The 13,854-nt window shown below is 74.1% G+C and carries 11 protein-coding genes; 6 read left to right on the top strand and 5 right to left on the bottom strand.

The genetic code is table 11. From position 1 onward, the window contains the following. Nucleotides 1-122: 122 nt before the first annotated feature. The gene (locus ACPT94_RS10625) at nt 123-1,079 is read right to left on the bottom strand and encodes a helix-turn-helix transcriptional regulator (RefSeq protein ID WP_360344239.1); all 957 of its coding nucleotides are present in this window, start codon (nt 1,077-1,079) and stop codon (nt 123-125) included. A 288-nt stretch (nt 1,080-1,367) separates the two neighbouring features. On the opposite strand from ACPT94_RS10625, the gene ACPT94_RS10620 reads away from it, so the two are divergent. The 4 genes from ACPT94_RS10620 to ACPT94_RS10605 all read left to right on the top strand — a co-directional run bounded on the left by ACPT94_RS10620 (nt 1,368) and on the right by ACPT94_RS10605 (nt 7,931). Further along, nucleotides 1,368-1,682, top strand: coding sequence for an ANTAR domain-containing protein (locus ACPT94_RS10620; RefSeq protein ID WP_360344242.1), 315 nt, complete (start codon nt 1,368-1,370; stop codon nt 1,680-1,682). 95 nt (nt 1,683-1,777) lie between these two features. Continuing rightward, nucleotides 1,778-4,618: an AfsR/SARP family transcriptional regulator gene (locus ACPT94_RS10615; protein ID WP_425245710.1), complete on the top strand. Its 2,841-nt coding sequence runs from the start codon at nt 1,778-1,780 to the stop codon at nt 4,616-4,618. A 436-nt stretch (nt 4,619-5,054) separates the two neighbouring features. Beyond that, nucleotides 5,055-6,932 (top strand): AfsR/SARP family transcriptional regulator, encoded by a 1,878-nt coding sequence (locus ACPT94_RS10610; protein WP_425245709.1) that lies wholly within the window; start codon nt 5,055-5,057, stop codon nt 6,930-6,932. A 114-nt stretch (nt 6,933-7,046) separates the two neighbouring features. Beyond that, the gene (locus tag ACPT94_RS10605; protein WP_425245708.1) at nt 7,047-7,931 is read left to right on the top strand and encodes a helix-turn-helix domain-containing protein; all 885 of its coding nucleotides are present in this window, start codon (nt 7,047-7,049) and stop codon (nt 7,929-7,931) included. A gap of 8 nt (nt 7,932-7,939) precedes the next feature. Here the strand turns inward: ACPT94_RS10605 and ACPT94_RS10600 are convergent, their stop codons facing one another. From ACPT94_RS10600 to ACPT94_RS10585, 4 genes are all read right to left on the bottom strand, one after another. Continuing rightward, entirely contained in the window at nt 7,940-8,677 is a 738-nt protein-coding gene (locus ACPT94_RS10600) for a YoaK family protein (protein WP_360344254.1), read from the bottom strand. Then, complete coding sequence (locus tag ACPT94_RS10595) at nt 8,658-9,176, bottom strand: DoxX family protein (RefSeq protein WP_360344257.1); 519 nt, start codon at nt 9,174-9,176, stop codon at nt 8,658-8,660. Before ACPT94_RS10595 ends, ACPT94_RS10600 begins: the two co-directional genes overlap by 20 nt. A 42-nt stretch (nt 9,177-9,218) precedes the next feature. Then, a complete protein-coding gene (locus ACPT94_RS10590; protein WP_360344260.1) occupies nt 9,219-9,881 on the bottom strand; it encodes a hydrolase in 663 nt (220 codons plus the stop codon). An 85-nt stretch (nt 9,882-9,966) separates the two neighbouring features. Further along, entirely contained in the window at nt 9,967-11,853 is a 1,887-nt protein-coding gene (locus ACPT94_RS10585) for an amidohydrolase (protein ID WP_360344263.1), read from the bottom strand. 250 nt (nt 11,854-12,103) lie between these two features. On the opposite strand from ACPT94_RS10585, the gene ACPT94_RS10580 reads away from it, so the two are divergent. After that, entirely contained in the window at nt 12,104-13,075 is a 972-nt protein-coding gene (locus tag ACPT94_RS10580; protein WP_425245707.1) for an alpha/beta hydrolase, read from the top strand. A gap of 20 nt (nt 13,076-13,095) precedes the next feature. Continuing rightward, complete coding sequence (locus tag ACPT94_RS10575) at nt 13,096-13,812, top strand: alpha/beta fold hydrolase (RefSeq protein ID WP_360331927.1); 717 nt, start codon at nt 13,096-13,098, stop codon at nt 13,810-13,812. Nucleotides 13,813-13,854 lie beyond the last annotated feature (42 nt).

The following is a 13,854-nucleotide window of genomic DNA, read 5'->3' as shown; positions in this document are numbered from 1 at the left end:
CCGGTGCGTGCTCTCGGTGTGCCGGCCGGAAGCCCTCGTACTGGATGTACTTGGGCTTTCGGCCGGTGCGGCGAGAGGGCGTGCCGGGCGTCGCGACGGGGCGAACGTTGCCTGTCGCGGCACTAGTCGGCGAGGGTCCGGTGCGGTGGGCGGCCGTAGGCCTTGCGGTACAGGGCGGCGAAGCGGCCCGGGTGGAAGAAGCCCCAGCGGGCCGCGATGTCGGTGACCGTGGTGCCGTCCAGTGGGGTCGCGGCCTGCAGGTCGGCGTGGGCGTGGGACAGGCGCACCCGGCGCAGATGGGCCAGCGGGGTGGTGTCCAGGTGGCGTCGGAAGGCGTACTGCAGGGCGCGCACCGTGACATGGGCGGCCGCGGCGATGTCGGCCACGGTGACGGGCTCGTGGGCGTGGTCCTCGATGTAGGCCAGCGCATGGCGCAGCGTCGTGGGGTGGGCGTCGTTGCGGTCGGTCGCGGTGGGGTCGGTGAGCGCGGTGTTGGGGAAGGCGGCGAGCACGCCGGCGGCCAGGTGCTGGGCGGCCGTGGAGGTGATCAGGGGCTGGTCGGCGAGGTCGGGGTCGGTCAGGAGGTGGTCGCGCAGGTAGGCGATGGAGCGCCGTAGGTGCCGGGCCGCGGCCGGTGAGTGGGGCCGGTGGCCGGTGAGCCGTACCGGTTCGGGTCTGCGGCCGGGCGCGCCGGCGGCGACCTGGGCGAGCAGGTCGGTGTCGAGCATCGTGATGTTGTAGCGGGCGTTGCAGATCCGGCCCGAGTACGGCAGGTCCGGCGGGGCGAAGGACACCATGTCACCGGGACCGAAGGCGTCCTGGACGCCGTCGAAGACATGGTCCTCGATGGTGCCGTCGTGCACGAGACACAGGCAGATCCGGCCCAGGGGCGTGACGGAGTAGCTCATCTCGAAGTTCAGGTCGAGCTCGTCGAGGGTCACCGACGGCATGGCGGTGCGCGTGATCCGCGCACGGCTGGCCTGTGGGTCGTTGCTGCCGATGTGCATGCGTGCGTAGGCCCGGCTGAGGAAGTCCTCGGTCAGGTCCAGGTTGTCACTGTCGAAGAACAGCGTGTCCATAAGCCCTCGTCCGGTGTCAGGCTGCCCGCGCGGTGCGGGGCGGGGCGGTCGGCGGCCTCGCCGCGACGGCCGCGGCGAGGCCGGACCGCCGGTCGCCCGCCTTCCGCGCCTGCCCCGCATCCGGGTTCACATGCGGGCCCCGGGTTCGTTTTCCGGATCGACCCCGGCGATGGTGTTCGTCGTGTGTGCCGACGGGCGGGTGCGTGACGTGCAGGCTGGGACGGACGGGCCCGCGTGTCACCGGGACATCGGCCGCCCGGACCCCGGACGAGGAGAGAGACGGTTCGCATGGCAGCGGAGGAGCGGCTGACGGAGGTGGAGCTCCGCGAGCGGATCGCCGTCCTGGAGGAGGAGGCCGCCCAGCTCCAGCAGGCCGTCGCCTCCCACGCGGTCGTCGACCAGGCGATCGGCGTGGTCGTCGCCGTCGCCCACCTCCGTCCCGAGCAGGGCTGGGAGGTCCTCAGGGAGATCTCCCAGCGCACCAACACCAAACTGCGGGAGGTCGCGGAGTACGTGGTGCAGGGCGCCCACTGCCACTGGCTGCCCGACGAGATCCACCACGCGCTCACGGACGCCCTGCAGCGCGTGAAGAAAGCGGAGTGACGCCTCCCCCGGCCCCTTCTTCCTGAGTAACTCTCGGTAATCCCCCTGGTGACGTAAAGTCGACCTCGGGGGAGAACTACCGGGAGGGGGATGACGTGCCGCGGGAGTCCGTGCGGTTCGCGGTCCTGGGGCCCGTGCGGGTGTGGCGGGGCGAGACGGAACTGGATCCCGGAGGGCCGCAGGAGCGGGCCTTCCTGGCGCTGCTGCTGGTCAGGGCCGGACAGCCGGTCGCCATGGACGAGATCGTCGACGTGCTGTGGGGGACGCGTCCGCCGAACAGCGCGGTCAACGTGGTCCGCAGACACGTGGGTTCGCTGCGGCGCCTGCTCGAACCCGGTCTCGCGCCGCGCGCCGCGGGCCACTGGCTGACGCGGGACGCGGGCGGATACCGGCTGGTGACCGACGGTGACTGCCTGGACCTGCTGCGGTTCCGCGCGCTGCGGGAGGCGGCGCGCCGGGTGACGGGCGAGTCGCCCGCCCGGGCGGTGGAACTGCTCACCGAGGCCCTCTCGTTGTGGCGGGGACCGGTCGCCGCCGGGCTTCCCGAACGGGCCCGCGCCCACCCGGCGTTCGGCGCGACGGACCGTGAACGGCTCGCGGCCGTACGGGAGGCGGCCGACGCGGCGCTGCGCGCGGGGACACCGGACGTGATCCTGCCCCAGCTGCAACTGGCCGCCACCGACCACCCGTTGGACGAACCCGTGCAGGCCGGGCTGATCCTCGCGCTGGCGGCGGCGGGCCGCCGCCCGGAGGCGCTGGGCGCGTACGACGCCGTACGGCTGCGGCTGGCCGAGGAGTTGGGGATCGATCCGGGGCCGGAACTGCGCGAGGCGCGCGAGGCGGTGCTGAAGCCGGCGTCCGCCGACGAGGTGAGCACCCCCGCCCCTCCCGCCCCCGCCGCGTTCACCACACCCGCCCAACTCCCGCACGACATACCGGTGTTCACCGGCCGTGACGCCGAATTGGAGGAGATCCTCGGCCTGTGCGACGGCGAGGAGCCGTCCGCCGGCACCGTCGTGATCAGTGCCATCGGCGGCATGGCCGGCGTCGGCAAGACCACCCTCGCCGTGCACTGGGCCCACCGCGTCGCCGACCGCTTCCCCGACGGGCAGCTCTACGTCAACCTGCGCGGCTTCGACCCGTCCGGCGCCGTCATGGAGCCGGGGGAGGCCGTCCGCGGTTTCCTGGACGCCCTCGGCGTGCCGCCCGACCGCGTGCCGCACGGCGTGGACGCGCAGGCCGCGCTCTACCGCAGCGTGCTGGCCGGACGGCGGGTCCTCGTCGTCCTGGACAACGCCCGCGACAGCGACCACGTACGGCGGCTGCTGCCCGGATCGCCCGGCTGCCTCGCCATCGTCACCAGCCGCGACGAACTGTCCGGACTGGTCGCCGCCCACGGCGCCCACACCCTCACCCTGCGGCCCTTCGACCCCGTCCAGGCGCGGGCGTTCCTCGTCCGCCGCCTGGGCGCCGAGCGGGTGGAGGCCGAGCCGGACGCCGCCGACGAGATCGGCGCCCTGTGCGCCGGACTGCCCCTCGCCCTCGCCTGCGTCGCCGCCCGCGCCGCCGTCCACCCCCGCTTCCCGCTCGCGGCCGTCGCCGCCGAACTGCGCGAGGCCCACGGCAGCCTCGACGCCTTCGCCCGCTCCGACGCCTCCGTCGACGTGGGCACGGTGTTCTCGTGGTCCTCACGCGAGGTCTCGGACCAGGCCGCCCGGCTGTTCCGGCTGCTGGCCCTGCACCCCGGCCCCGACTTCTCCCTCCCGGCCGCCGCCGCCCTGGCCGGCCTGCCGGTGCGCCGTACCCGGCCGCTGCTGGCCGAGCTGACCGGCCTGCACCTCCTCACCGAGCACAGCCCCGGCCGCTATGCCTTCCACGACCTGCTGCGCGCCCACGCCGCCGAACTCGTCGACCAGGAGCACACCGAGGACGAGCGGCAGGCGGCCCTGCACCGGCTCCACCACCACTACCTGCACACCGCCCACACCGCCGACCGGCTGCTCGCTCCCGCCTCCGACCCGCTGCCCCCGCCGCCCGCGCCGGAGGGCGTGCGCCCCGAACCGCTCGCCGACGACGACCAGGCCCTGGCCTGGCTCACCGCCGAGCACGCGGTGCTGCTCGCCGTCGTCGACACCGCCGCCGCCGGCGGGCAGGAACGTCTCGCCTGCCAACTGGCCTGGTCCCTGGAGCCGTTCTTCGACCGGCGCGGCCACTGGCACGACGGGCTCGCCGTGCAGCGCATCGCCCTCGACGCCGCCCTGCGGCTCGGCGACCCGGTCCTGGAGGCCCGCGGGCTGCGCGGACTGGGCCGCATCGAGGGCCGCCTCGGCCTGCACGAGGACGCCGACCCCCGCCTCGAACGCGCCCTGGCCCTCTTCACCGAGCTGGGCGACGACACCGGCCGCGCCAACACCCACCGCAGCCTCGGCTGGGAGCGCGACCAGCAGGGCGACCTCCCCGGCGCCCTGCGCCACAACCAGCTCGCCCTCGACCTGTTCCGCGCCCTCGGCGACCGCGCCGCGCAGGCCAGCGTCCTGAACTCCGTCGGCTGGTACCACGCCCTGCTCGGCGAGTACCGACAGGCCCTCACGCACTGCCACGAAGCCCTCGCCGTGCTCCAGGAACTCGGCGACCGCTACGGCCAGGCCGCCACCTGGGACAGCATCGCCTACGCCCACCAGCACCTCGGCCGCCACCCGCATGCCCTCCTCGGCTACCGCAACGCCCTCGCCCTCCTGCGCGACCTCGGCGTGCCCTACGCCGAGGCCGACATCCTCACCCGGGTCGGCGACACCCACCGCGCCATGGGCGACCACGACAGCGCCCGCGCCGCCTGGCAACAGGCGCTCACCCTGCTCAGATCCCTGGACCACCGCGACGCCGAGCGCGTCGAGGCCCGCCTGACCGGACGGGCGGGCGAAGCCGGCGCCTGCTGACCGCAGCACGGCGCCGCCGGGCTCGTCGTCGCCGTCGTGACCCGGCGCCGTGGCTTCACCGGCGCCGCCCGCTTCAGCCGCCCGTTCACGGCGGCGTACGGAACGCGGGCCGGGGCGTGGTATAGCCCGGAGACGCGAAGGCGCTGGTGTCAGGGCGGCAGCGGGGTGTCAGGTGTAGCGGGGGTCTCGGGCGAAAGCGGGGTGTCAGGTGTAATGGGGGTGTCCAGCGACAGTGGTGGCAGTTGTGACAGTGGTGGCGCCCGCCCTCCCGGTGATCCGGACCAAGGTGTTGACCCCGCGTGCACCGGCTCTTGATCCACAGCGACATGGGGCAGACCCGCACGGCAAACCTTGCCTACGCTGGACGTCGGGGAGCCGGGACGGAGCAGGCCGGGACGGAGCAGCTCGGGGAGCCGGGACGGAGCAGGGTGGGGCGATGCGGTTCGAGGTGCTGGGGCCCGTCCGGGCGTGGCGGGAGGACGACGAACTCGACCTCGGGTTCCCCCAGCAACGCGCCCTCCTCGCCCTGCTCCTGGCCCACACCGGCCGCGCCGTGCCGACGAGCGAGATCCTCGACGTGCTGTGGGCCGAACGCCCGCCCGCCAGCGCGCAGAACGTGGTGCGCCGCTACGCGGGTGCGCTACGACGCCTGCTGGAGCCGGAGTTGCCGCCCCGCGCCCCCGGCCGACGCCTGCTGCGCCGCCCCGGCGGCTACCTCCTGGCGGTGGACCCGGACGAGGTCGACCTGCTGCGCTTCCGCGAACTGACCCGGCAGGGCAAGCGGGCGGCGGCCACCGGGCGGCCCGAGACGGCGGCCCGGCGCTTCACCGAGGCGCTGGGGGAGTGGCGCGGACCGGTCGCGATGGGGATCCCCGCGTCCGCGCGCGAGCACGTCCAGTTCACAGCCGTCGAACGCGAACTCCTGCAGACCGCCGGGATGGCCGCCGACGCGGCCCTGCTGTGCGGCCGCGCCGAGCAGGTCCTGCCCGCCCTGCGCCGGGCCACCGCCCTCGACCCCCTCGACGAGCCCCTGCACGCCCGGCTGATCCTGTCCCTGGCCGCCTGCGGCCTCCAGGCGGAGGCCCTGAAGGTGTACGAGGACGTCCGCCGGCGGCTGACGGCGGAACTCGGCATCGCCCCGGGCGCCGAACTCGCCGAGGCGCACACCCGGGTGCTCCGCCAGGAGGTGGGGCGGCTGAAGTCCGGTCCCACGGTGGACCTCGGGCGGGAGGCGCCGGTCGTACGGGTCGGCAGCGGCGGCGCTGCGGAGCGGCCCTCACTCGCCCGTCCCGCCCAACTGCCCCCCGACCCCGCCGCCTTCGCCGGCCGCGGGACCGAGCTGGAGTGGCTGACGGACCGGGCGGGGGCCGTGCCCGGCGGTGCGCGGGCGCCGGCGGCCGTGCTGATCGGCGGGATGGCGGGCGTCGGCAAGACCACGCTCGCCGTGCACTGGGCGCACCGGGCGGCAGGCCGCTTCCCGGACGGCCAACTCCACGTCCCGCTACGGGGATGCGACCCGAACCGGCCCGCCGTGGAGCCCGCGGAGGCGCTGCGCGGGATGCTCGCCGCGCTGGGCGTGTCCGCGCCGAGCATGCCGGACGGCCTGGCCGCCCTGACCGGCCTGTACCGCACCCTGCTCGCCGGCCGGCGCCTCCTCGTGGTGCTCGACGACGCCGCCGGCACCGAACAGCTGCGTCCGCTGCTGCCCGCCGCACCGGGCTGCCTGGCGCTGATCACCAGCCGTCATGCCCTGCCCGGCCTGATCGCCTCGGGCGCCCGTCCGCTGCGCCTGGAGCCGCTCCCCGCCGGGGACGCGCGCGAGGCGCTGGCCCTGCGGATCGGCGCCGATCGCCTGGCCGCCGAACCCGGCGCCGGTGAAGAGATCGTCGACCGGTGCGGCCGGCTTCCCCTGGCCCTGTCCGCCGTCGCCGCACGCGTCACCGGCCGACGGGCCGTCCCCCTGACCGCCGTCGCCGCCGAACTGCGCGCCTGCCAGAGCCCTCTGGACGCCCTCACGGTCAGCGGCGGAACACCCGACGTCCGCGCCGCCTTCCTGGGCTCGTACCGCCTCCTGCCCCCGGAGAGCGCCCGCCTCTTCCGGCTGCTGCCCCGGCACACCGGACCCGACCTCACCCCGGCCGGGGCCGCGGCACTCACCGGGCTGCCCGTCCGCCGGGCCCGCCTGCTCCTCGGCGAACTCGCCGACGCCCACCTCGTCACCGAGCACACGCCCGGCCGCTACTCCCTGCACGAACTGCTGCGGGCCTTCGCGGCCGAACGCGTGGCGGAACAAGGGCTGCCGGAGGTGTCCTGAGCGCCGCCCGGGCGCCGTACGCAGGCGTTCTCACTTCACTGTCACACTTTTTGCACATGCCCCGGCCTACCGTCCCGGCGACAACACCGACGGCCCCTCCGGAGGCAACTGCGGATGTCCACCACCACCACCACCATCGACGCGCGGGTCGCCCGTACGCCCCTGGGCGTGGAGATCGTGACCGGCGAGCGCGGGCCGGGCCGGCTGCCGGGGGAGCGGGCGCCGCGTGCGCGGCCGCACCGGCTCCAGGCCACCGACGGCGGCGAGTACCTCTTCGTGGGTCTGCGAGGCGCCGCCGTCCCGCCCGACACCGAGCCCGCCACCCTGCACCTCGCCCCGGGCGACGTCTGCTTCTACGACGCGCGGCACCCGGCGGCCCTGGACTTCCCCGAGCGGTTCCGGGCGACGGTGTTCCTCGTCCCGAGCGATCTGCTCGGGCTGACGCCCGCCGACGCACGGCGGATCACCCGCACGCCGGTCACCCGGGCGTCCCGGCTCGGCACACTGCTGTCGCCGTTGCTGTCCGGCCTCGCCCGCACCGCCTCCCAGGCCGGGCCGCCGGTCGGCGAGATGCTCGCCTGGAACGCCGTGAACCTCCTGGCGACCCTCGCCGCCGAGCAGGTGCGCGCGCAGGCGCCGGACACCCCGGGCGCCCCGGACGGGCAGGCGCCGGTACTGGGGCGGATCCTCGAGTACGTCGAACTCCACCTGACCGACCCCGACATGTCCCCGGAGGGCATCGCCCGCGCCCACCACATCTCCGTGCGCTATCTGCACAAGCTGTTCCAGGACGAGGGCACCACGGTCGGCCGCTGGATCCTGCGCCGCCGCCTGGAGGCATGCCGGCGCGACCTGGCGCGGCACCGGCGGGGGAGCCGCACCATCGCGGCGGTGGCGGGCCGTTGGGGTTTCACGAGCGCCACGCACTTCAGCCGGGTCTTCCGTACCGCCTACGGCATGTCCCCGCGCGAATGGCGGGACGCCGCCGGACGGCGCTGAGCCCCGCCTCAGCCGCCCGGCCGCGCCCACGGTACGTCCCCGGCCGAGAGCCGGTGCGTGGTCACGGCGGTGACCGCGAGCAGCAGCAGGGCCAGTCCCAGCGTCAGGACGAGGTGGCCGTGCAGCACGAGCACCGCGCCGACGAGCGCACCCAGGAACATGGCGAGCACCGACAGGATCCGGCGGCCGGGCCGCGGGGCCTCACCGCCGGCCGGGGCGGAGTCCGCGGCCAGACCCGTCAGCGTCAGGGTCAGCACCGTGGTGGTGAGGTCGGGGACGCCCAGCCGCCGGGCGACCGCGTTCTGCAGCCCCATGGCGAGACCCAGGAACACGATCAGCGTGTACCGGACGCCGGCCCCGGACCGGCCGTCGGCGATCGCGGCGACCACGGCGCAGACGGCGACCAGCACCGTCTGCGCCGCCGTCGCCGTCCGCAGCAGATGCCCGCGGTGCGCCGCGAACCGGGTACCGAGCCGCCCGCCCGCCAGCGCCCCCGCGAGGAAGGCCGCCAGGGAGACGACGGAGGCGAGCGCGGACAGGTTCGCGGCGCCGGCCAGCGCGAAGCCCAGGAACACCACGTTGCCGGTCATGTTGGCGACGAAGACATGCCCGAGTGCGAGATAGCTCACCGCGTCCACCAGCCCGGTCACCACCGTCAGCGCCAGCATCAGCGGCGGGAGCGGACCATGGCGCTCCTCCCCGCGCGGGGCGAGGGTGCGCAGCGCGTCAGTCAGCAGCGCGCGCATACCGCGCCTCCCGCACCCGCGGTCCCCGCAGCAGCAGGCGGGTCAGCAGCCCGCCGGCCGGGCCGGCCACGATCGCCGCGGCCACGAGCGGGCCCGGCCAGGGCGTGAGGCCCAGCACCTCGTCCAGGGACCAGCGGCCCGGCCCGGTCAGGGCCAGCGCCGCCGACACGACGACGAGGACCAGCGGGTACTCGTAGCCGTCGTTCTGCACCCACAGGCCCTTGGGCCACTTCACCGTGGCGGCGACCGTCATCACGCCCATCGCCGCCGTCGCGGCGAGCGGGGTGAGCAGCCCCGCGGTCAGGAACAGGCCGGCGCCGAGCTGGCTGCCGCCCGCGACGAGCGCGGTCAGCCGGCCGCCGCGGAAGCCGTCGCGGCGGAACTCCTCGGTTCCGCCCGCGAGGCCCTGTCCCCCGAGGAGGAAACTCACCTTCTGCACCCCGTGCCCGGCGATGAGGAGCCCCACCACCAGCCGGAGGACCAGCAGTCCGGTGTCCATCGTGTACCCGCCTGTTCCCTGGTTCTTCCGCGCCTGCGGGGATCAGCCCGCCGCGTGGGCGCCGATGACGGCCTGCGCGTAGACGATGCCGAGGCCGTAGGCGCCGCCGTGCTCCTTCACCACGCCGGTCGTGGCGGCGTACGTCTCGGTGCGGGCCCAGTCGCGCTGGAGCTCCAGGAGCACCTGCACCCAGGTGACCGGGATCGCGCCGCCCTGCACCATGCGCTGGATCGCGTGCTCGTGCGCCTGCGGGCTGACACCGCCGGACGCGTCGGTGACCACGTACACCTCGTAGCCCTGGGCGAGCGCGGAGAGCGTGGGCAGGACGACGCAGACCTCGGTCCACAGGCCGGCGATCACCAGCTTCTTGCGGCCGGTGGCCTTGACGGCCTCGACGAAGGCGAGGTCCTCCCAGGCGTTCATCGTGGTCCGGTCGATGATCTTCTGCTCGGGGAAGACGTCCGCGAGCTGCGGCAGGATCGGGCCGGAGAACGACTCGGCGGCCACGGTGCTCAGTACGACCGGTACGTCGAACGCCTTCGCGGCCTTCGCCAGACCCAGCGTCGCGTTGATGATCGCGGTGCGGTCGCCGCTGCCCGTGCCGAAGAACATCTGCGGCTGGTGGTCCACGAACAGCACCGCGCAGTTGTCGGGCGTGAGCAGGTCGGGGCTGGGGGACGCGGTGACCTCGGCGATGTCGACCATGGAGAAACCTTTCGGTGATGGGGTGGGGAAGGGGTGATCAGGTGGTTGGGAACGGGTGGACAGGTGGTTCAGGTGGACAGGTGGTTCAGAGGGAGAAGCAGGGGTCGAACGGTGTGTCCGTGGCCCCCGGAACAAGGCCGCGGCTCACGCGCCACCGCCGCTGCTCCTCCGACTCGGCGACGGCCTCACCGAGCAGATCGGCCTGGCGGGCACCCGTACGGGACGGGGCGGGGGTCGCCTGGTAGCCGCCGAAGCGGGCGACCGGGCTCCAGCCGGGGCTCACGGGCGGCAGCTCCTCGTCGAGGCCCTCGTACTCGCCGGCGGCGTACACGATCCGGCCGCCGGTGACCGTCAGCAGCGACTCGATGTGCGGGATGTCCGGCTCGGGCACGGAGAAGTAGTCCTCGGAGAGGATCGCCAGGTCCGCGTAGCAGCCGGGCCGCAGCACCCCCTTGACCTCGTCCTCGCCGGTCAGCGCGGCGCCGGCGCGGGTGAACAGGGTGAGCGCGGTGCGCCGGTCGACCCGGTTCGACGGCGGGCGCAGGGTCAGCTCACCGACGGTGCGGCCGCTGACCAGCCAGTGCAGAGCGACCCACGGGTTGTACGTGGAGACCCGCGTGGCGTCCGTGCCGGCGGCGACGGTCAGCCCGCGCGCCAGCATGGCCGTGAGCGGCGGGGCGTCCGCGGCGGCTCCGGGGCCGTAGCGCCGCAGGAACGCCTCGCCCTGGAAGGAGAGGCGGTTCTGGACGGACATCGCGCCGCCGAGGGCGGCGATGCGGTCGAGGCTCTCCGGGGAGACCGTCTCCGCGTGGTCGAACAGCCAGCGGTTGCCGGCCGGGAAGAGGCCGTCGGCGGCGAGTTTCTCGAAGACGGCGAGATCGCGCCGGACGGTCTCGTCGTAGGTGGCGTGCAGACGGAATCCCCAGCCGTTCTCCATCAGGAGCCGTACCGCCTTCTCGAATTCCGCCTCGTATGCGGTGAGTTCGGGCCGCGGCTGGGCGAAGTTCTCGAAATCGGCGGCCGCCCAGGTGAGATTCTCACCCGCGCCGTTCAGCCGCAGCCATTCATCTCCGTCGTCGGGGCGGGCCATTTCGGTCCAGCGGGTGAGATCGTCGATCTCCTGGCCCGGAGTCTGAGGGAAAAGGTGATAGGCGATACGCAGCGACAACTGGCCGGATTTCGCCAGGTCGACGACGGTGGCGTAGTTCTCGGGGAAGTTCTGGAATCCGCCGGCGGCGTCGATGGCCGAGGTGAGTCCGAACCGGTTGAGTTCGCGCAGGAAGTGCCGCGTCGAGGTCTTCCTGTCCTCGCCGTCGAGCGTCGGGGCCTTGGCGAGTGTCGAGTACAGGATCAGGGCGCTGGGCGCCGCCAGCAGCATGCCCGTCGGCTCGCCGTCGCGGCCACGGACGATCTGGCCGCCCTTCGGGTCCGGGGTGTTCCGGTCGTGGCCCGCGGCCCTGAGGGCGGCCCGGTTGAGGACGGCGGACTGGTAGAGGTGCAGGACGAAGACGGGCGTGTCGGGCGCGGCGGCGTTCAGTTCCGCGACCGTCGGCAGCCGCCGTTCGGCGAACTGCTCCGCCGACCAGCCCCCGACCACCCGCACCCACTGGCCCTTCGGGGTACGGGCGGCCTGCTCGCGCAGCATCGCCAGCCCCTGCCGCAGGGTGGGCACGCCGTCCCAGCGCAGCTCCAGGACGTAGTTGAGGCCGCCGCGGATCACATGCAGATGGGCGTCGTTCAGGCCCGGCACCACGCGCCGGCCGAGCGCGTCGACGACCCGTGTGTCCGGACCGATGTGCGCGGCCACGTCCGCGTCGTCGCCGACGGCCGTGATGACACCGCCGCGCACGGCGAGCGCGCCGGCCTGCGGGCGGCGCGCGTCCTGCGTATGGATCCGCGCGTTGCGGACGACGAGTTCCGCGGCATTGTCGGCGGCCCGGGGAACCAGCCCGCCGACCGGCGTTGCTGACACGGTGTGACATCCCTCCAGGATTCCTTCAATTACGTCCAGTGCGACGAAACCGCGGTTGCTTCGCCGACAACTCAAACCGGTTCGCGGGACGCCGTGTGTTCCCTGAGCGCACTGAATAAGTGCCGACAGCGCACGGAGCTCCGTGCGCTGTCAGCACAGTGCCGGTGCACGTGTGGGCAATGTCCGGCCGCACCGCGGATTTAGCGTCAGTGAGCAGGACAACGCACACCGATAACAGCTGGAGACACCCATGTCCGACGTCGTCGAGCCGGTTCGACCGGTGCTGGAACCCGAGGCCGCGGCGTTCGCCGAGGCGACCGCGAACCCGCCCTACCTGTTCGACCTGCCGCCGGCGGAAGGGCGCAAGGCCGTCGACGAGGTCCAGTCCGGGGAGATCGACAAGCCGGGCGTGGACGAGGAGTGGATCACCGTCTCCGGCGGCCCCACCGGCTCCGTCCGTGCCCGCATCGTCAAGCCCGCCGGCGCCCAGGGCACCCTGCCGGTGGTTCTCTACATCCACGGCGCGGGCTGGGTGTTCGGCAACGCCCACACCCACGACCGCCTGGTCCGCGAACTCGCCGTCGGCGCCGAGGCCGCCGTCGTCTTCCCCGAGTACGACCTCTCGCCCGAGGCCCGCTACCCGGTCGCCATCGAGCAGAACTACGCCGTCGCCCGGTGGGTCGTCGAGCAGGGCGCGTCGAAGGGCCTGGACGCCACCCGCATCGCCGTCGCCGGTGACTCCGTCGGCGGCAACATGACCGCCGCGCTGACCCTGATGGCCAAGCAGCGCGGTGACGTGCCGCTGGTGCAGCAGGTGCTGTTCTACCCGGTCACCGACGCGGCCTTCGACACGCCGTCCTACCACCAGTTCGCCACCGGCTACTTCCTGCGCCGCGATGCCATGCAGTGGTTCTGGGACCAGTACACGACCGACGAGGCCGAGCGCGCCCAGATCACCGCGTCACCGCTGCGCGCCACCACCGAGCAGCTCACCGGCCTGCCCCCGGCCCTCGTCATCACCGCCGAGGCCGACGTCCTGCGCGACGAGGGCGAGGCGTACGCCAACAAGCTGCGTGAGGCGGGAGTCGCGGTCACCGCGGTCCGCTTCCAGGGCATCATCCACGACTTCGTGATGCTCAACGCCCTGCGCCCCACCCCCGCCGCCGAGGCCGCCATCAGCCTCGCCGCCGGCACGCTGCGCACCGTCCTGCACTCCGCCTGACCCCGGGGAGAGACCCAGACATGACCACCACGCCCACCGTCCTCCTCGTCCACGGCGCGTTCGCCGACGCGGCCAGCTGGTCCGGCGTCATCGCCGAACTCCAGGACCACGGCATCCCGGTGATCGCCCCGCCCAACCCGCTGCGGGGCCTCGCGTCCGACGCCGCGTACGTCGCCTCCGTGGCCGCCCAGATCGACGGCCCCGTCGTCCTCGTCGGCCACTCCTACGGCGGCGCGCTCATCACCGTGGCCGGCACCACCGAGAACGTCGTCGGCCTCGTCTACGTGGCCGCCTACGTCCTGGAGGAGGGCGAGAGCCTGGGCGAGCTCCAGGGCCGCTTCCCGCTCTCCCCGCTGGTCAGCAACCTCAAGGAGTGGACGTACCCGGTGCCGGGCGGCGAACCGGCCGTCGAGGTGACCATCGCCCAGGACGCCTTCCCGTCCGTGTTCGCGGCGGACGTGCCGGCCGACGTCACCGAGGTGCTCGCGGCGGCGCAGCGGCCGCTGGCCGCCGCCGCGTTCGACGAGACCGCGGCCGAGGCCGCCTGGAAGACCAAGCCCTCCTGGGCGCTCGTGGCCGCGGCGGACGAGGCGATCAACCCCGAGGTCCAGCGATTCGGCGCCAAGCGGGCCGGGGCGACGATCGTCGAGCTCGAGGGAGCGTCGCACGCTGCCGCTGTGTCCCGGCCGAAGGAGGTCGCGGAGCTGATCCGCGACGCGGTTCGGGCGACGAGCTGATCGCCCGGCCTGCCGCGGGGCCCTCGGGTGGCGCGCTCCTTC

Source organism: Streptomyces aurantiaciflavus, assembly GCF_049808595.1.
Classification (GTDB): domain Bacteria; phylum Actinomycetota; class Actinomycetes; order Streptomycetales; family Streptomycetaceae; genus Streptomyces.
The sequence above is the reverse complement of the archived record's forward strand: the minus strand, read 5'-3'. Positions and strand labels throughout refer to the sequence as shown.

Coding starts and splice junctions, on each gene's coding strand:
- ACPT94_RS10575 (WP_360331927.1), top strand. CDS start 13,096: ATGACCACCACGCCCACCGTCCTCCTCGTCCACGGCGCGTTCGCCGAC.
- ACPT94_RS10620 (WP_360344242.1), top strand. CDS start 1,368: ATGGCAGCGGAGGAGCGGCTGACGGAGGTGGAGCTCCGCGAGCGGATC.
- ACPT94_RS10610 (WP_425245709.1), top strand. CDS start 5,055: ATGCGGTTCGAGGTGCTGGGGCCCGTCCGGGCGTGGCGGGAGGACGAC.
- ACPT94_RS10625 (WP_360344239.1), bottom strand. CDS start 1,079: ATGGACACGCTGTTCTTCGACAGTGACAACCTGGACCTGACCGAGGAC.
- ACPT94_RS10605 (WP_425245708.1), top strand. CDS start 7,047: ATGTCCACCACCACCACCACCATCGACGCGCGGGTCGCCCGTACGCCC.
- ACPT94_RS10580 (WP_425245707.1), top strand. CDS start 12,104: ATGTCCGACGTCGTCGAGCCGGTTCGACCGGTGCTGGAACCCGAGGCC.
- ACPT94_RS10600 (WP_360344254.1), bottom strand. CDS start 8,677: ATGCGCGCGCTGCTGACTGACGCGCTGCGCACCCTCGCCCCGCGCGGG.
- ACPT94_RS10590 (WP_360344260.1), bottom strand. CDS start 9,881: ATGGTCGACATCGCCGAGGTCACCGCGTCCCCCAGCCCCGACCTGCTC.
- ACPT94_RS10595 (WP_360344257.1), bottom strand. CDS start 9,176: ATGGACACCGGACTGCTGGTCCTCCGGCTGGTGGTGGGGCTCCTCATC.